The sequence below is a fragment of the Actinokineospora globicatena genome, from assembly GCF_024171945.1.
Lineage (GTDB): Bacteria > Actinomycetota > Actinomycetes > Mycobacteriales > Pseudonocardiaceae > Actinokineospora > Actinokineospora globicatena.
The window spans coordinates 455,023-472,809 of sequence record NZ_JAMTCR010000003.1; the positions used below are offsets into that span (position 1 = coordinate 455,023).

The 17,787-nt window shown below is 71.6% G+C and carries 16 protein-coding genes; 7 read left to right on the forward strand and 9 right to left on the reverse strand.

Annotated features, from left to right (window positions below):
• Positions 1-53: 53 nt before the first annotated feature.
• Positions 54-1,811, reverse strand: coding sequence for an ABC transporter ATP-binding protein (locus LV79_RS15395; RefSeq protein WP_253837026.1), 1,758 nt, complete (start codon positions 1,809-1,811; stop codon positions 54-56).
• 78 nt (positions 1,812-1,889) lie between these two features.
• On the opposite strand from LV79_RS15395, the gene LV79_RS15400 reads away from it, so the two are divergent.
• Both LV79_RS15400 and LV79_RS15405 read left to right on the forward strand, forming a co-directional pair.
• A complete protein-coding gene (locus LV79_RS15400) occupies positions 1,890-2,456 on the forward strand; it encodes a TetR/AcrR family transcriptional regulator (RefSeq protein WP_253837028.1) in 567 nt (188 codons plus the stop codon).
• A 32-nt stretch (positions 2,457-2,488) separates the two neighbouring features.
• Positions 2,489-3,199, forward strand: coding sequence for a class I SAM-dependent DNA methyltransferase (locus tag LV79_RS15405; protein ID WP_253837030.1), 711 nt, complete (start codon positions 2,489-2,491; stop codon positions 3,197-3,199).
• Here LV79_RS15405 and LV79_RS15410 read toward each other — a convergent pair.
• The 3 genes from LV79_RS15410 to LV79_RS15420 are packed head-to-tail and all read right to left on the reverse strand — an operon-like array spanning position 3,151 to position 5,439.
• Positions 3,151-3,618 (reverse strand): GNAT family N-acetyltransferase, encoded by a 468-nt coding sequence (locus LV79_RS15410; RefSeq protein WP_253837032.1) that lies wholly within the window; start codon positions 3,616-3,618, stop codon positions 3,151-3,153. The two genes, LV79_RS15405 and LV79_RS15410, sit on opposite strands and share 49 nt — an antisense overlap.
• Before the next feature lie 34 nt (positions 3,619-3,652).
• Positions 3,653-4,231, reverse strand: coding sequence for a maleylpyruvate isomerase mycothiol-dependent enzyme family protein (locus tag LV79_RS15415; RefSeq protein ID WP_253837035.1), 579 nt, complete (start codon positions 4,229-4,231; stop codon positions 3,653-3,655).
• Positions 4,228-5,439 carry a tyrosine-type recombinase/integrase gene (locus tag LV79_RS15420; protein ID WP_253837045.1) on the reverse strand — a complete coding sequence of 404 codons (1,212 nt, stop codon included), beginning with the start codon at positions 5,437-5,439 and terminating at the stop codon, positions 4,228-4,230. The genes LV79_RS15415 and LV79_RS15420 overlap by 4 nt, the downstream gene beginning before the upstream one ends.
• A gap of 116 nt (positions 5,440-5,555) precedes the next feature.
• On the opposite strand from LV79_RS15420, the gene LV79_RS15425 reads away from it, so the two are divergent.
• Positions 5,556-6,665 (forward strand): coiled-coil domain-containing protein, encoded by a 1,110-nt coding sequence (locus LV79_RS15425; RefSeq protein WP_253837047.1) that lies wholly within the window; start codon positions 5,556-5,558, stop codon positions 6,663-6,665.
• 162 nt (positions 6,666-6,827) lie between these two features.
• On the opposite strand, the gene LV79_RS15430 is transcribed toward LV79_RS15425, so the two are convergent.
• A complete protein-coding gene (locus tag LV79_RS15430; RefSeq protein WP_253837049.1) occupies positions 6,828-7,967 on the reverse strand; it encodes an erythromycin esterase family protein in 1,140 nt (379 codons plus the stop codon).
• Positions 7,968-8,082: 115 nt separating this feature from the next.
• On the opposite strand from LV79_RS15430, the gene LV79_RS15435 reads away from it, so the two are divergent.
• A complete protein-coding gene (locus tag LV79_RS15435; RefSeq protein WP_253838516.1) occupies positions 8,083-8,757 on the forward strand; it encodes a MerR family transcriptional regulator in 675 nt (224 codons plus the stop codon).
• On the opposite strand, the gene LV79_RS15440 is transcribed toward LV79_RS15435, so the two are convergent.
• Positions 8,741-10,987, reverse strand: a complete 2,247-nt coding sequence (locus LV79_RS15440; RefSeq protein WP_253837051.1) for an ATP-binding protein — start codon at positions 10,985-10,987, stop codon at positions 8,741-8,743. The genes LV79_RS15435 and LV79_RS15440 overlap by 17 nt on opposite strands.
• A 99-nt stretch (positions 10,988-11,086) precedes the next feature.
• Here LV79_RS15440 and LV79_RS15445 point away from each other — a divergent pair, with 99 nt between their 5' ends.
• The 3 genes from LV79_RS15445 to LV79_RS15455 all read left to right on the forward strand — a co-directional run bounded on the left by LV79_RS15445 (position 11,087) and on the right by LV79_RS15455 (position 14,423).
• Entirely contained in the window at positions 11,087-13,033 is a 1,947-nt protein-coding gene (locus tag LV79_RS15445; RefSeq protein WP_253837053.1) for a PP2C family protein-serine/threonine phosphatase, read from the forward strand.
• On the forward strand, positions 13,012-13,443 hold the full coding sequence (locus LV79_RS15450) for a response regulator (protein ID WP_253837055.1): 432 nt from the start codon (positions 13,012-13,014) through the stop codon (positions 13,441-13,443). Before LV79_RS15445 ends, LV79_RS15450 begins: the two co-directional genes overlap by 22 nt.
• A gap of 620 nt (positions 13,444-14,063) precedes the next feature.
• On the forward strand, positions 14,064-14,423 hold the full coding sequence (locus LV79_RS15455) for a YciI family protein (RefSeq protein WP_253837057.1): 360 nt from the start codon (positions 14,064-14,066) through the stop codon (positions 14,421-14,423).
• A gap of 48 nt (positions 14,424-14,471) precedes the next feature.
• Here LV79_RS15455 and LV79_RS15460 read toward each other — a convergent pair whose 3' ends face one another.
• The 3 genes from LV79_RS15460 to LV79_RS15470 form a co-directional block, all read right to left on the reverse strand.
• On the reverse strand, positions 14,472-15,350 hold the full coding sequence (locus LV79_RS15460; RefSeq protein ID WP_253837059.1) for a sigma-70 family RNA polymerase sigma factor: 879 nt from the start codon (positions 15,348-15,350) through the stop codon (positions 14,472-14,474).
• Between the two features lie 163 nt (positions 15,351-15,513).
• A complete protein-coding gene (locus tag LV79_RS15465) occupies positions 15,514-17,415 on the reverse strand; it encodes a heavy metal translocating P-type ATPase (protein ID WP_253837061.1) in 1,902 nt (633 codons plus the stop codon).
• 1 nt (position 17,416) lies between these two features.
• Entirely contained in the window at positions 17,417-17,776 is a 360-nt protein-coding gene (locus tag LV79_RS15470) for an ArsR/SmtB family transcription factor (protein ID WP_253837062.1), read from the reverse strand.
• Between the last annotated feature and the right edge of the window lie 11 nt (positions 17,777-17,787).

Sequence of the window (17,787 nt, forward strand, 5' to 3'; positions counted from 1 at the left end):
ATCCTCCTTCGCGTGAGTGGACAAGGCGAAGGAGGCGGCGGCGGTGCGCGAGGTCAATGGCCCATGGAACCCACCTTAGCCACCGAGTCCGGGATGCGGAGGGACTCGACCAGGTCGCGGTACAGGGAGTCGGTGGCCAGGAGTTCGGCGTGGGTGCCGCGGGCTCGGATCCGGCCCTCGGCCATGACGATGATCGTGTCGGCGTCGACGACCGTGGAGAGCCGGTGCGCGATGGTGACCACGGCGGCGTGGAAGGCGTGGGCACGGATGACGTCGTGCAGGGCGGCCTCGGTCAGGCCGTCGACCTGGGCGGTGGCCTCGTCCAGCAGCAGGACGTCCGGGTCGGTCAGCACTGCGCGGGCAAGGGCGATGCGTTGGCGTTGACCGCCCGAGACAGACGTGCCTGACAGCGGGGTGTCCAGGCCCTCGGGCAGCGTGTCGGCGAGGGTGTCGAGCCGGACGGCGGCCAGCGCGCTCTGGAGTTGGTCGTCGGTGGCGTCGGGGTGGGAGAACAGCAGGTTGTCGCGGATCGTGCCGGGGACAACCGGTGTCTCTTGCTCTACGTAGGCGAGGTGGGCTCGGATGTCGGCGTGGGTGAGGTCCCGATAAGGAACACCGTTGACGAGCAGCGAGCCTTCCTGGGGCTCTAGGAACCGCAGGATCAGGGAGAACAAGGTGGTCTTACCCGCGCCGGAGGGCCCCACGATGGCGGTATGCCCCACGCGCGGCACGTCCAAGTCGATGCCGCGCACTGCTGGCGGGGAGTCGGGCCCGTAGGCGGCGGTGATGCCCCGAAGTTCCAACACCGGCCCGGTAGTGCGAACGGTGGCGTTGGTGCTGACGCCCGAGGTCTCGACCGGTAGGTCGTCGACCTCCCGGATGCGCCCCGCGGCGGCGATGCCGTTCTGCAGCGCGGTGACGTTCTGGCTCAGCGTGGTCACCGGCCCCATCAGGCCGAACGAGTAGAGCAGGAACGCGATCAGCGTCGACACCGCCATGTCCCCGTCGGACACCCGCCACGCGCCGATCCCGAGGATCAGGATGATCGCGAGCTGGATGCCGCTCCACGAGATGGCCCAGGCGATCGCCTCCCGCCGGATCGCGCGGATACCCTGCTCGGCCGCGCCGCGTGCGTCGGTGATGATCGTGGCGGTCTGCCGCTGCTCGGCGCGGCTGGCCTTGACTGTGCGCACTGCTCGCAGCGCGCCTTCGAGGGTCCCACCGAGCGCGCCGACGTGGGCCTGCGCCTTCTCCTTGGCGACGGCGATCGCGGGCATGAGCAGTCCGAACAGGATGGCGATGGCGATCACGGAGGCGACCGTGGTCAGGAATAGGACCAGGTCCAGTGCCGCCATCAGCACGAGCGTGCCGACCAGCATGACCACGCCGTTGATCAGGCCGATGACGCTGGCGGCGGCCGCGTCGCGCAGCAGGAGGGTGTCGGAGGTGACCCGGGTGACGAGCTCGCCGGGCGCGCGGGTGCTGATGGCGGGGACGGTGGCGCGGAAGAACCGGTCGACCATGCCCTGGCGGGCGGCGAGGACGATGCGTTCGCCGAGGGTGCCCAGCACGACCGACTGCCAGGTCCACATCACGGCGCCGACCACGAGCAGCACGGCCATCAGCACGATGGGGCCGCGCAGGCCGCCGTCGGCGCCCAGGGAGTCGAGGACCCACTTGGTGGCCAGCGGGGTGGCCAGGCCGACGCCGGACCCGGCGAGGGCGAGCACCAGCCCGAGAGCGAGTCGGGCGCGGTGGGGACGGGCGAAGGACCAGAGGACGCGAAGCCGCCCACTTTTCGGAACGCTCATGCTCGATAGTGGAACATCGATGTTCCACAGCGGTCAAGTGGAATACCGCTGTGGGCCGCGGCGACCTAGGCTGGGCCGGTGGATCTCCGCACCGCAGCCGACACCGGGACCAAGGCCCGCACCCGCCGCGCGATCCTCGACGCCGCGGTCACCGTGCTCACCGCCGATCCGGCCGCGAGCCTGGGCGACATCGCCGCCGCGGCCGGGGTCGGGCGCACCACCGTGCACCGGTACTTCCCAGAGCGCGCCGACCTGACCACCGCGCTGCAGCAGATGGGCTGGGAGCACGTGGTCCAGGCGACCCGGCGGGCGCGGCTCACCGAGGGGACCGGCGCGGACGGGCTGGACCGGCTCTGCCAGGAGTACTTCGAACTCGGCAACGTGCTGATGCTGGTGTTCAACTACTCCGCCCCCGACGGCGACGTCACCTGGGACTGCGACCCCGACAGCCAGTCCGTCCTCGACCTCATCACCCGGGGCCACCGCGACGGCAGCATCGACTCCACCCTGACCGGCCCCTGGATCCGCGACATCCTCTGGGCCCTGCTCTACGCCGCCTGGCAGCAGTCCCGGACCGGGGTCGCGTCCCGCCACCAGGCCCTCGACTCGTGCCTGCGCGCACTGCACAAGGTCGTGGCCCCCTGACGCCCGACTCGGTCTTCGCCGACCCGCGCCTGGTGGCCGTCTACGACACCTTCGACGCCCCGCGCGACGACCTCGACGCGTACGTGGCCCTCGTCGCCGAACTCGACGCGCGGCGGGTGCTCGACCTGGGCTGCGGCACCGGCAACCTGGGCGTTCGGCTCGCGGAACGCGGGATCGACGTGATCGGGGTCGACCCTGCGGAGGCGTCGCTGGCGGTGGCGCGCGGCAGGGAAGAACGGGTGCGGTGGGTGCACGGGGACGTCGGCTCGGCGGCGGGCTTGGACGTTGACCTGGTCGTGATGACGGGCAACGTCGCGCAGGTGTTCCTGACAGACGCGGAGTGGACTGAGGTGCTTGCGGGCTGTCGGGCGGCGACGCGGCCGGGCGGGTACCTGGTGTTCGAGACCCGGCGGCCGCAGCGGCGGGCGTGGGAGGAGTGGGACGGCCAGGTGGTGCTGGACGTGCCGGGGATCGGGGCGGTCTCGCAGCGGCGGGAGGTCACCGAGGTGCGGCTGCCGCTGGTGTCCTTCCGCTCGACCTATCGGTTCCCGGACGGCGCGGTGATCTCCTCGAGCACAACCCTGCGCTTCCGTGACCTGGACGAGATCTCGCGGGATCTCGCCGCGCACGGGTACCGCGTGCTCGACGTCCGTGAGGCGCCGGACCGGCCGGGCAAGGAGTTCGTGTTCGTCGCTCAGGCCAGCGCTTTGGTCATGAACACGCTGTTGGGGTCTTCCACGTAGGGCGGGAAAGGGCCGCAGAAGGTGAACCCGTACTTCGCGTAGAGGGCCCGCGCCGGGGCGAAGAACTCGAACGACCCCGTCTCCAGGCTCAGCCGCTCGTACCCGCGCTCGGTCGCGACCCCGACGATGTGCCGCAACACCAACGACGCCACCCCGCGCTTGCGGTACTCCCCCGCCGTCCGCATCGACTTGACCTCCCCATGCCCCGGCGCCAACTCCTTGAGCGCACCGCACCCGGCGAGCACGTCCCCGTCGCGGACCGCCCAGAACGTCACCTCGGGCTTCCGCAACCCCTCAAGATCCAACGCGTGCGAACTCCCCGGCGGTGTCACGGCCCGCAGTTGCTCGACGTGCTCCTCCAGGAACCGCGCCACCTCCGCACCTGACAGGTCGTCCACCACCACACGCAACTCGCCCATGCGGGAAGCATCGCACCTACGGCTCCGCTGCTGGTCAGGTGAGAGGAGTGCCCTGCCAGTGCCAGGCGGTTTGGCGGGGCTTGCCTGGTAGGTCTATCCGGTTGGTCGCCCACAACAGGGCTGTCCATGGGTCGATGCCTCTTACGTCTACGTGCGGGAACAGTCGCAAGAGGATGCGGGTGCACAGGTCGCTGGGTGGGGTTATCGAGGTTCCCAGGCCGCGGGCGATGTCTGTGCCGTGGATCAGGATCTCGACGCTGGCCATGGCGGTGAAGCCTTCGGGGTCGGAGAGGCCGGAGGGGTGGTAGGCGCGGGTGGTTGGGGAGGTGGTGTGGAGGGTGGCGGAGAGGATGCCCGCGCCTGCGGTGGCGAACTCCAGCAGATCGGCGGGTGTGGCGTCCTCGTCGGCCTTGGCGAGGAAGCGGACGTAGTGGGTGGTGGGTTGGGCGACCACCTGGGCGGCGTAGGACAGGAGGCAGTCGCCGATGTGTTCGGCGGTGTGCCAGGCGGTCCACTCCCCTGTGCCGGGTGCTTCGGACCAGTTCCGGCTGGTCATGGGGGTTAGCGCGGTCGTGACGCAGGTGATGGCGGTGTCGAGGTCGTCGGGGGTCACGGGGTCTGCTCCAGGTGGCGGGTGATGGTGTCGCCGACGTGGGTGGCGGCGGTGCGGGAGGGGTCGCGGGTGGCGTGGTTGTAGACGCGCTGGGTGGTGTCGACGCGGGCGTGGCCGACGTCGGATTGGACGTCGGTGATGTGGGCGCCCTGTTCCATCGCGGTGGTGACGTAGAAGTGGCGCAGGGCGTGGGGGTGCATGGCGCCCGCGAGTTCGTGCAGGTCGGCGGCGGTGGCGAGGCGGCGCAGGAGGCTCCAGATGTCGCGGCGGTCGCAGCGGGTGCCGGTTCGGGTGATCAGGAGCGGGGCGCGGCCGGACGCGGTTGCCCTGGTGACCGTGGTGGTCGGGCCGGTGGGTAGGGCGTCGAAGTAGTCGGTGAGGGCGGACTCGGCCAGGTCGGTGAGGTAGACGGTGCGGATCTTGCCGCCCTTGCCGGTGACACGCAGGGCGCGGCGGCCGCGGGTGGTGTGCAGGTCGGGGTGGTCGAGGTCGCACAGCTCGGACACGCGCAGGCCGAGGGTGAACAGGGCGACGACGGCGCGGGCGCGGAGGCGGTCTCGGGGTGATGCGCCGGGGCGGGGCCTGGCGGCGGCGTTGAGCAGGGCCGCGACCTCCGCGGGGGTGAGGGTGAGGATCGTCTTGGCCGGTTGAGGGTCGCGCAGGCCGAGGCGGCGGCGGTCGAGGTCGGCGGGGTTGGCGGTGACGAGGCCCGCGGCGGCGAGGTGTTGGTAGAGGGTACGGACGGTGGCGAGCATGCGGGTGCGGGTCGCGGGGGCGGCACCGGCGGCGCGGAGGGCGTCTTGCCAGTTCAGGACGTCGATAGAGGCTGCCGTGACGGGGTCGAGGCCGTTTGAGACGCACCAGCGGAGCCAGTGCAGGGGGCGGAAACGACCGGGGCGGGTCGGGGGGCGGTTTCGGTCGGGGTCGGTGATGTCGGCGTGGAGCGCGGCGGTGAGGTCGAGGGTGTCGGCGTAGGCGCGGAGCGCGTGGACCCAGGTGTGGTCGGCGCGGCTGAGCCAGTCGCGCAGGTCTGCGACGCTCGTGGGCAGGCCCAAGCCCTCGGCGTAGGTGCGGCGGGTGGACGTCGCGCCGTACGACCGGAGCCAGGCGGTGATCTCGGTGAGCAGCCGGATCGGGTCCCCCACCCCAGGCCAGAGGGTGCCTTCGGCGAGGTCCGTGGTGCGAGCGGGAAGGGTCCTCGGGTCCATGCCGTTAGGTTACCGACAAAAGGAGTGTTCTGTCGGTAACCTCTAATATTCAACCTTAGAAGTGGCGTGCTAACCTGAATATGTTCGGTTAGGCGTCAAGTTTAAGGGGGCTGGGGATGGGTTCGGAGATCCGGGAGTGCGCTCTGACCGGGTGCGGCAGCCGGTTCACGCCGCGGAGCAACCGGCAGCGGTACTGCACGCCCGAGCACGCGGCCGAGGGTCGGGCGCTGCGGCGGACCGCGGAGGATCTGGGCGTCGAGGACTACCTGGGGGCGCTGCGGCAACTGGGGCACGACACCCTGACCGCACTCCAACCGCGAGCCGCGGAGATCACGGCAGCGGCGACCGAACTGACCACCGCGCTCGCCACCGTGGTCGCGGGCTTCACCGAACTCGACACCGCCGCCACCGCGCGGGTAGCCGACGCCGAGGCCCGCGCCCAACGAGCCGAGGCCGAGACCGCGGAGGCCAAGGACCTCGCCGCCCGGATGGTCGTCGAACGCGACGCCGCCCTCGCGAAGGCGATCGAGGCCGAGCGGGTGACCGGCGAGGCCATCGGGGACCGGCACGCCGCCGAGAGCGAGTCCGTCGCCGCCCGCCGGGACCTCGCCGCCGCCGTGGAGGCCCGTCGGCTGGAGTCCGCCCGCGCGGACCGGGCAGACGCGGCCGCCGCCCAGGACCGAGCCCGCGCCGAGTCAGCTGACGACCGCGCGACCCGGCTCGCCGCCCGCGTCCGTTCCCTCACCACCGAACGCCGCGACCTCTGGCACCGCCTCTCCACCGAGACCACCCGGGCCGACACCGCCGAACGCGACACCACCCGCGCCCGCGACCAGGCCCGCCACGACCTGGACCAGTCCCACGCCCAAGCCGACGCCCTCCGAGCCCAACTAACGACCGCTCAAGCCACCGCGGCCCGCGTCGAGTCCCTCCAGGCCGAGCTCGCCACCGCCCGCGCCGCCCATGACCAAGCCCAGGCCGCCCTCACCGAAGCCCAGCGTCACGCCGACACCCAACTCCAGTCCCTGCACCGGGAACACGCCCAAGCCCTGGAACGCCACATCACCACGGCGATCACCGCCACCACCAGCCACGACGCCCTCCGGCAGCACCTCCGGTCCGAACTGATCCACCTCCTCGCCCACCCCGACCCCACGACCCTCCCCGCCCGCATCCAGCGCCTCCAGGAAGCCCTCACCCCACCACCCACTACTACGTCACCGTGACGAAATTGATCTAGGTCTCTCCGTCAAAATCAGACTGCTGCGCGCGAACAGAATCGATCCGATGGTCAAGTTCCGCTGGCCCACGGGATCAGGTCAACAGCAGGGAGCACAGGGCGACAGCTGCACGTCAACGGAGCCGCCCAGCTTCAAGCAGGAGCCGGGTCACCAGTACTGGTGGCGGACACCGTCAGTGTCGGCGATGAAGATGACCGCGTCGGCGCCGGTGAGGTCGGCTGGGTTCAAGGGCAGGTGGCCGGGCACGATCGGCTCCCCCGCGACCACCGGACCGAGGGCGGCGAGCAGGGCGGGCACCGGGAACAGCGCGCGGCGAGTGGTTGCCTCAGCCAGAACGGCCTGGAGGGTGCCGGGCGTGCTCGCGGGGTTGGCGTCGGATGTGATCACCGCGTAGCGATCCCCCAAGGCGAGCGCGACAAGGGCACCCGCGCTGGTGTCCTCGGTCCGATGCAGGTGGACGTTGTGAGCGAAGACCAGGCTGGGGCCGCGGTGTTGTTCCCGGGCGACGATGGCCAGCAGGTTGTCGGCCATCATCTCGGAGCGGACGCCGAGCAGGAGCGCCATGCGGTCGGGGGTCGGAGTGGCCATCGCCGCGTGGAACCGCAAGAGGCCGAGGGCAGTGCGCGCGTGGGCGGCCGCGGTGGCGTAACCGGCGGGCTGGAGACGGGGAGCCGCGCGGCGCAAGGTGCTGGCTACATCGTCGGCGACGACGCGTAGTGATCGGGCGCGGTCGGACAAGCCGATGGACGCCGACGGGTCGTACATGGCGGCCGGGTTCGTCCAGGCAGCGTCATCACCAAGCAGTGGCTCAAGATCGAGGTCTGGCCGCAGAGCCGCGGGCAGGTACTCGATGGCCGTCGACAGCGAGTGGCGTGGGCTCGGCGCACCCGAATACTCCACTGGGGCGTCGAAGCCATAGAAGTGGACCCGATCCTGGGGCGCCCGCCCAGCGTTGTGCGCGCGGAGCCAGTCGACGAGCTCGCGGTTGCCCGGTATGGCGCCGAAGCCGTGCGAGAACCCCGAAGCGAGCACGACGTCGAGGTCGGCCTCGGCTCCGTTGACGTAGTCGTCCACCAGGGACGCGGCGAAGAAGTCGATCTCCAGCACGATCGATCGGTACCCGCGGTCGACGAGGTGGCCGAGGAGTTCGTTGCGCAGCAGGGGGAACGCGGCGATCCCGTGGGTGGGTTCGCCGAGGGCGAGCAAGGTCGGCGGGTCGACGAGCAGGTCGTCGACCGCCTGCCCCAACGCTGCCGCGTCCTCGAGTTGGCGGCCGAGCAGTGCCATGAACTCCCCTTCCAGAAGCAACCGCCCACAACGCTATCGTTGAAGAATCGGTTGAGACTTGGAAGAGGCTCACCAGGCAACCACGAGTCAAACCTTCAAACAGGAGGTGAGAGCACTGCGCCCCGTCGACCTCGCCAGGGAGCACGGACTGTCCGTCCAGGCGATCCGCAACTACGAGGACGCGGGCGCCCTTCCACCCGCCGAACGCAGCGAGACCGGCTACCGCCACTACACACCCCTGCACGCCCAAGCCCTACGCGCGTTCCTCGCACTGCGCACCGGTCACGGCCATCAGCACGCGGTCGAGATCATGCGCGCGATCCACCACGGCGACACCGAATCCGCCTACCGGCTCATCGACGCCTCGCACGTCGCCCTGCTCGCCGAGCGCGACACTCGAGCCGAGGTCGCCGCCGCTCTCTCCGCCACAACCCCGACTCGCGTCACCGGCCAGCCGCTGACCGTCGGCGAACTCGCCCGCAGGCTCGGCGTGCACCCGGCGACCCTGCGCACCTGGGAAACGGAGGGCATCCTGCGCCCCGACCGCCCGACGGGCCACCGCGAGTACGGGCCCGCTGCCGTACGCGACGCAGAGGTCGCCCGTCAGCTTCGCCGGGGCGGGTATCCCCTGCGCCAGGTCGCGAAGTTCGTCGAGTCGCTACGGGAAGCAGGCGGCGCGGACGAGTTGAGCGCCTTCCTCGACGCCTGGCAGGACCGCATCACCGCCCGCAGCCGAGCCCTCCTCGCGGGCGCGGCCCAGCTCGACGCCTACCTCACTCGCCGAGCGTGAACCACACCGTGGTGCCCTCCCCCGGAGTCGACTCCAGCCACAGGTGACCGCCGTGGCGCTCGACGATCCGGTCGACGATCGCCAGGCCCGCGCCGTGTCCGCCGCCGTGGGAGTCGCGCGGGTGCAGACGGCGGAAGAGCCGGAACACGTCCTCCTGGTGCGCCTCCGGGATCCCGATGCCGTTGTCGCGCACGAACACCGTCGGCGGCGTGCCCGGGACGACACCGACGACAACCGTGCGAGGCAGCGACGGTTTGGCGTACTTGGCGGCGTTGACCAGCAGGTTCACCAGGATCTCCTGCAACCGCTCGGCGTCGGCCGACACGGTCAGTCCCGGCTCCGGCAGCGTCACCGCCACGTCGTGCTCGGCGAGCCGGATGCCCGCGACCTCCAGCGCCTGTTCGGTGGCCTCCCGCAGGTCCACCTCGGTGCGGTGCAGCGCGCCCTGGCCGAGTTGGGCGAAGTGCAGCAGGCTGTTGATCAGCTCGTCCATCCGGTGGGCGAGCTTCTGGATGGTGCCGAGCCTGCGCGCGGTGGTGGCGTCGAGGTCGGGCGCGTCCTCGGTGATGAACGCGGCGGTGGTCGAGATCCCGCGCAGCGGTTCCTTCATCTCGTGCGCGGCGACGTGGGTGAACGTGTCGAGGTCGTCGTTGGCGCGGCGCAGTTCGTCGTTGAGGGTGGTTAGCTGGGTAGCGCGGCGCAGCGCAGCAGTGCGTACGGCGTGTCCGAACTCTTCGGCTACCGTCGCGTCCCCGGTCATCCACGGCAGGCAGCGCCCACGGACGACCGCCTGGTACACCGCCGACGACCCGCGCGGGGTAAGACGCTGGCCGTGCGGCCCTAGGCGTACCGGCAGGTCAGGGTCAGTCGCCCACGTGCGAGCGGCGCGGCGCTCCCGGCGGACCCACGCCACCTGATTGCCCGTGCCGTCCAGTGCCAACACCAGCACGCCGCTGAACTCGGTCGCGTGCGCCGCGAAGGCCGGGTCCAGCTCGGCGAGGCTTTCGCAGCTCCACACCTGACCGCTGTCCAACGCGGGCACGTGCTGCCACAGCTCGGCCAGCGCGACCTCGTCGAGCGGCGCGCCGGTGACGGTGGACTGCCCGTCGAGCCTGACCACGACCGCGTCGCAGGCGACCAGGGCGGCCAGCTCGCCGGTGCTGGCCAGCAGCGTCTCGGGCGCCGCCGTGTGCGGGCCGATGAGCAGGCTGAACAGTGCTGTGCGGGCGTGCTGCCGGGCGGTGGTGGCCTCGCTCTCCTGCAACGCGGCCAGCTGCAGGGACAGGGTGACGCCGAAGAACTCGCAGGCCGCCCGGACCTCGGCGCTGAGCTTGCGCGGGGCAAGGCCGTGGCAGGCGATGAGGCCCCACAACCGGCCGCCGTTGAGCAGCGACACCGACATCGACGAGCGGACGCCGATGTTGCGCAGGTACTCCAGGTGGAACCCGGACACGGTGCGCAGGGTCGAGTCCGACAGGTCCAGCGGGTCGGTCGAGCCCGCGAGCAGCGCCGTGTCGTCGTCGACGTCGTGGATGACCCGGATCCAGTTGCGCTCGTAGAGCCTGCGCGCCTGCGGCGGGATGTCGGTGGCCGGGAACCACAGGCCCAGCCACGGCTCCAGCTCGTCGGCGACGGACTCGGCGATCACCTCGCCCGGCCCGGTCGATCCCTCGAAGCGGTAGGCGACCACCCGGTCGTAGCCGGTCAGCGCGCGGATCTCGGCGACGGCGGCGGCGCACACGTCGACCACGGTGCGGCCGTGCTGGAGCTTGACCAGCGCGGCGCGGACGGCGGGGTAGAAGTGCGAGAAGACGAAGGGGCGCTCGGCGGTGGCCGGTTCCAGCTCGACGACGACGTGCCCGTCGGCCCGGTAGACGGTGGCGTCGAACTCGCGGTCGGCCAGGGTGAGGGCGAGGACGCCGCGATCACCGGTCGGCGCGTCGAGGGTGGCGTGCACGGCGGCCAGCCCGGCCGACCCGAGCAGCACCTCGGCGGACATCCCGATCACCGAGGCGGTCGGGACGCCCAGCAGCGGCTCGCAGTTGGAGCTGGCGACGGCGACGCGACCGTCGGCGTCGATGGCCACCAAGGCGCCGTAGGACTGGATGCCGCCCAGCCGGTGGATCGGCTCGTTGAGGCAGAGCGACAGGTCGAACGGGGTGCCGGACTCCACCTCGGCGGCCCGCGACCGGTCGTCGGGCTGCCACAGGTCGTCCTCGCCGGTGCCCACAGACCCACCCCGTTCGCCCAGTCGACCCGCGCGGTGGGGCCATGCGTCGCAGCAGACCCTACAGTTGGGGCGGCGTCCCCGATCGAGCGAAGTGGAAGCGTGCACCCGAACCGACACGGTCACTGGCCGGACCGACTGCACCGGTTGTGGCAGTCGGCGTTCGCGTCGGTGAGCACCAGGCAGTTCGCCGACGAGCTGTACTCCGGCCTGCTCGACCTGCCCGGCGTCCAGGCGGTGTTCGGCGCCCGGCTCTCGCCCGAGGACGAGGTCATGGTCACCCGGTGGGCCGACGCGGCCGGGCTGCGCACCGGTCCCGACGGGTTGGCCGCCGACATCGCCGCGCTCGTCACCGACCTCCCCCACGACGGGGCCGTGCTGCCGCTACCGGTGTTGGCCCGCTGCTCCCCCGGTCTCGCGGCGCGGACGGTGGCGTCCGGGGGCGACGGGATGCTGGTGATCGCCTTCGGCGTCGCCGAGCGCGGCCGGGGCGTGCTCGGACTGGCGACGGTCGCGGACGCGAGTGACACCGAGCGGCTCACCACGGCGTTGACGCAGGTCATCGAGGTCGTCGTGGCGGCGGACCACCGGATCAGCGAGCAGCGCGCCCTCGAGGACCACCAGGCCGTCGACGCGCTGCTGGCCGAGGCGTCGCTGCGGATGGACGCCTCGCTCGACATCACCGACACGCTGCGCGCGGTGCTGCGGATGGTCGTGCCCGCGTTGGCCGACGGCGCCGCGGTGCACATCCGGCGCGACGAGCGCATGGTGCAGGTCGCCGCCGCGCACGTCGACGCCCGGCGGGAGCAGGTGCTCGCCGACCACCTGCGGGCTGGGCGGTGGGCTGGTGAGCCGGTCGTCACGGACACGTCCACGGCGGTCGACGGGCCGTTGCCGGCGGGGCTGCCCGACGAGGTCGGCCTGGACACGATGACGATGGGTGTCCTGCGGGCGCGGGGGCGTGACGTCGGGCTGCTGACGTTCTTCCACCGGGGCGAGCCGGGCAAGCGGGTCACCATGCGGGTCCTGCACGACCTGGCCAGCCGCGCGGCACTGGCGATCGACAACGCGACGCTCTACGAGCAGCGCCGCCACGACGTCGCGTCGCTGCAGCAGCACCTGTTGCCCGCGGTGCTGCCGACGGTGCCGGGACTGGAGTTCGCGGCCGGGTACAACGCCGCCGACCACGCGCTGGAGGTCGGGGGCGACTTCTACGGCGTGGTCGACCAGCCCGACGGTGCCGTGGTGGCGCTGGTGGGTGACGTGTGCGGTCGAGGTGCCCCGGCGACGGCGTTGACCGGGTTGGCGCGGCACACGCTGGAGACCGTGCTCGCCGAGGGCGGTCCCGCGCCGCACGCCCTGGGGATCCTCAACCGCAAGATGCTGCGCGACCGGATCTCGCGGTTCCTGACGATCGCGACCGCGACGCTCACACCGGGCGCGGGCGGGGAGTGGTGGGTGGAGACGCAGTCAGCCGGGCACCCGCCGCCGCTGTTCGTCCGCCGGGACGGGTCGGTGGTGGAGTCGGGGTGCCGGGGGCGTCTCGTGGGTGTGCTGCGGGACCTGGGCCTGCGTCCCGCGACCGACCGGCTGCTCCCCGGTGAGCTGCTGGTGATGTTCTCCGACGGCCTGATCGAGGCCCGCGACGCCGACGGCGGCTTCTACGGCGACGTCGAGCTGGCGCGGACGTTGACCCGGTCGCGGGAGCTGCCGCTGGCGGAGCTGGTCGGGGCGCTGCTGGGCGGGTCCGACCGGTACCACGTCAACGACGACGTCGCGGTGCTCGTCGTCCGCAACCACGGCACCACGGTCCTCGACCGCGTGCTGCCGCCGCACGAGGTGTCCCCCGCCGTCGACCTCGCCCTCCGGGAGCTCTCGCACGGCAGCGCCCTGCTCGACCGCGCGGCCCTGCCCGACCACCTGGCCCGGTTCGCCACGGGCCCGACCGACATCCGGGCGAAGGTGGCAGGCGACGCGACGTGGGCGCGGATCGAGCTGACCGCCGTGGACCCCAACGGAGGAACCGCGTGGACCGAACTGACAGCGTGACCGACGCCAACCTCGTCCTGGTCGTCGAGGACAGCGAGGTCGACCGCGAGGCCATCGACCGCGCCCTGTCCCGCTCGCACCCGGAACTCCAACTCGAGTTCCTCCCCAACGGCAACGCCGTCCTCGACCGCCTCCGCGACCCGACCCGACCCCGCCCGGCCCTCATGTTCCTGGACTTGTCGATGCCCGGGGTGGACGGCTACGGCGTCCTGTCGTCTGTTCGCGCGGACCCCGCCTTCGCCGCGCTGACCATCATCGTGCTGACCTCGTCGACGACTTCCGCAGACATCGAACGCTGCTACGCGGCTGGTGCGGACAGCTACATCTACAAGCCGGTGAACTTCGCTCTATTTAGGACAGTTCTGCAGGGGGCCGTGGACTACTGGCACTCGCTGCCTTCTCCGGACTGACTTTGGCTGCACTCGTCGAAATTCCGTCTTCTGGGTGACAGAAGTTATCCACATGTGGATCTCCGCAGGGGTCGGTTCAAGATCGACTGTCGGGGGGTCCTTGTAGACTGGACCAGGGCCGCCCCCCGGAGAGGGTGGGGGCTGGGCAGGGGTGGGACCGCGCGCGGGCGCGAAGCGGGGTTGTGGGGGTAAGAGCGCGGTCCTGGGTCTGCGTGACGGAGGCGCGATCCGGGGTCTGGTGGGCGGGAGTGGGATTCCGGGCTTCGGCCGAGACCTGGGCACGGGGTGTGGTTCTTGGTTGGGGGCCGCGAAGTGTTCCGGGGCCTGGGTGCTGGGCCTCGTCCGAGACCTGAGGTTCGGGTGTAGAGCTGGTCAGGCTGCTGCGAAGCGTTCGAGCGGCGTACCTGGGGTCTTCGTAGGGCTCGGGAAATGCCCCGGGCGCGCTCGTGACCAGGTCTGGCGGGAAGTAGCAGGCCGGGCGGTGGTCGCGTCTGCGGTTGGCTGCCGCTTTGACCGCGAGGTAGTCGAGTGGGGTCTCCCTGTGGGAGGTGGTCACATCGGGGTCGGGTCGGGGCTCATGGGTGTGTGCGAGCGACGCACAGGTCTATGAGGAGGACTGGATGCAGTTTGTGTTGGTGATCTACCACGGCACGACCCTGTTGCCGGGTACGCCGGAAGCGGGACGGGTGTCCGAGGCGGACAAGAAGGCCGCCTACGCCGACTACGTCGCGCTGAACGAGATGGAGAACTGGACTGGTGCGCCGCCGTTGGGTTTGCCGAAGGACGCGACGACGGTCACGGTGACCGACGGTGCGGCCGTGCGCACTGAGGGCCCGTGGCTCGGCCTCAGGCACGCGGTCGGCGGGTTCGCGGTGGTCGAGGCCGAGGACCTGGATGCCGCGATCGCGATCGCCGCCCGCGTCCCGCAGGCGCGGATGGGTGGCGCGGTCGAGGTGCGGCCGTCGGTCAAGTACTACTGAGGGGATGGGGCCCGGTGCGTCCGCGCCGGGCCCCGGACCACCGGTAGATCAGTTCGGCTGGCCGACGACAGCGGCAGCGACCTGGTGGACGCGGTCGGTGTCGCGGAGGACGTCGATCCTCGCGATCCGGTCGTCGGCGACGGTGAAGACCAGCACCGAGTAGGGCTGCTCGTCGCGGGTGATCAGCGCGCCGATCGCCCCGTTGACCAGGATGGGACGCAGCCTGCCGCCGCCGGGGACCCGCACCTGGTCCGCCACAGCCGCCGCACCGCGGACGACGCTCGCCGGTCGGTCTGCGCCGTGCTCGGTGCGCAGCGTGATGTCGGGATCGAGGACCTGGAGCAGGCCGTCGAAATCGGCCTGTCGAGCGGCCGCGTAGAAGGCGTCGACGACCTTCCGCTGCCGCGCTAGATCCGAATCGGGTCGCGGGACCTCGGCTCCGTTCACGCGGCGCCGCGCACGGCTGGCGAGCTGCCGTGCGGCGGCCGGAGTGCGACCGACGACGTCGGCGATGTCGGCGAAGGGCAGGTCGAACATGTCGTGCAGCACGAACGCCACCCGCTCAGCAGGCGCGAGCCGCTCCAGCACCACCAGCAGCGCCACCCCGAGCGCCTCGGCGAGCAGCACTTCCTGTTCGGGATCCAGATCGGCGTCGGAGACGATCAGCTCCGGCAGGTGTGCGTCGAACGGGACCTCGCGGCGACGCCGACGGGACCTCAACTGGTGCAGGCACTCCCGCGCGACGACGGTGGTCAACCACCCGCCGAGGTTGTCGATCCCCGACGATCCGGTCCGGCTCAACCGCACCCAGGCGTCCTGCACCGCGTCATCGGCCTCGGTCACCGACCCCAGCATTCGATACGCCACGGCACGCAACCGGGGCCGCTCCCGCTCGAAGCGCTCGGCCAGCCACTCGTTCTCGTCCACCGGTCACACCGTCCCATCGTCACGACTCACCGACTTGAGCCACCGCCACCCTCGGATGTGACAGCTGGAGCGCGCGCACGCCGGGGATTCCGCTAACCGGGGAAATCAAGGCAGGGCTACGACGAGCTCGTCGCGTGCCGCTCGGGCGGTCCCGGACCGGCGGTCAGCAGGTGCCGCAGCAGGTGGGGGTGATGGCAGGGAGTGGGGTGGTTCGGGCGGCGCGGATGGCGTTGAGGATGACCAGGACTTCGGCCAGTTCGTGGATGAGGACGACTGAGGCCAGGCCGAGGGTGCCCAGGGCGGCGATGGGGATGAGGACGGTGATGATCGCCAGGGAGAGGGTGATGTTCTGCAGCATGATGCGCCGGGCCTGGCGGGCGTGGGTGACCACTTGGGGTAGGTGGCGCAGGTCGGTGCCCATGAGGGCGATGTCGGCGGTCTCGATGGCGACGTCGGTGCCCATGGCGCCCATGGCGATGCCGACGTCGGCGGTGGCCAGGGCGGGGGCGTCGTTGACGCCGTCGCCGACCATGGCCACGGGGCGGAGGTCGGTGATCAGGGCTGCCTTGGCCTCGGGCAGCAGATCGGCGTGCACCGTGGAGATCCCGGCGGATCTGGCCAGTGCTGTCGCCGTGCGGGTGTTGTCGCCGGTGAGCATCGTGGTGGTGAGGCCGAGGTCGTGGAGTCGGGTGATGACCTCGGGTGCCTCGGGGCGCAGTTCGTCGCGGATGGCGATGGCGCCGAGCAGGGTGTCGTCGCGTTCGACGAGGACGACGGTCGCACCTGCCGCCTGGAGTCGATCGACCTCTCCACTCAACGCGCCCGGCGCGATCCAACCGGGCTTCCCCAGCCGCACGGCGTGACCATCGCGCGTGCCGCGCAGACCGTGGCCGGGGATCGCGGTGACGTCGGTGGCAGGCCGTGCCCCATCGGCGGCGGCCAGGATGGCCCGCGCCAACGGGTGTTCGCTGCGGGCCTCGAGGGCGGCGGCCGTGGCCAGCACGTCGGCGCCGTCCACGGCGATGATCTCGATGACCCGCGGCTCGTTGCGGGTCAACGTGCCGGTCTTGTCCAAGGCGATCGCGCCGATCCGGCCCAGTTCCCCCAGCGCGGCACCGCCCTTGACCAACGCGCCGTGCCTGCTCGCCGCACCCACGGCCGCGACGACGGTCAGCGGCACCGAGATGGCCAACGCACACGGAGACGCGGCGACCAGCACCACCAACGCCCGCTCCACCCACACCGCCGGATCGCCGAGCAGCGACCCGATACCCGCGACAACGGCGGCCAGCACCATGATCGCGGGGACGAGCGGCCGGGCGATCCGGTCGGCCAGGCGCTGACCGACGCCCTTGCGCTCCTGCGCCTGCTCGACGACGTGCACGATCCGCGCCAGCGACGACTCCGCGGCCCGCGCGGTCACCTCCACCTCGACCGCGCCGCCCCCGTTGATGGCGCCCGCGTGCACGACCGCGCCGACGCCTGCCTCGACCGGCACGGACTCGCCGGTGATCGCGGACAGGTCCAGGCTGGTGCGCCCGGCCCGGATCACCCCGTCGGTGGCCACGCGCTCCCCCGGGCGCAGCACCAGCCGGTCCCCCACGACCAGGTCAGCCGGGGCGATCTCCACCTCGGCGCCGCCACGCAACACCGACGCGGTCGACGGGACGAGATCCAGCAAGGCACGCAGACCGCGCCGGGTTCTGGCGACCGCGTGGTGCTCCAAGCCCTCGGCGACGGAGAACAGCACGCCCAACATGGCGGCCTCGGTGTACTGCCCGAGTGCGACGGCACCGATGGCCGCGATGGTCATCAGGGTGCCCACGCCGATCCGCCCCCGGGCGAGACCGCGCAACACCCCCGGTACGAACGTGGCCGCGCCGACGGCCGCGGAGGCGAGCCCCAACCCGTCGCCGACCAGACCATCCCCTACGAGCAGGGCGACCCCGAGCAGCACCGCCGCCACCGCCGCGAACTGGAGGTCGCGGACGTGCCACCACCGACTCGGCTCCGGTACCGGCTCCTCGCCTCGGTCCCGCTCCGGACCGCAGCACTCGTCAGCCACGTCACCCCTCCGCGGGCACGGAATCGCCGAGCACAACGGCGACCAACGCACTGCCCCTGCTGGTCAGCGCGTACATCACCATCCGGCCGTCCCGGCGCGACGCCACCAGACCGGCGACCTTGAGCTGCCGCAGGTGGTGCGACACGAGGTTCTGCGCGTGCCCCACCACCCACGCGATGTCGCACACGCACAGCTCGTGCCCGGACGCGAGAGCGGCGGCGATGGTCAACCGGGTCGGGTCGCCCAGCGCCCGCGCACCCACCGCGGCCGTCTCCACGGCGGGCAGGGGCAGCAGGCCAGCGCGGATCTCCTCGGCTTGCGGGAGGTCCAGGCACAGCAGGTCGCAGGAGTCGCCAGTCATGTCAACATCCT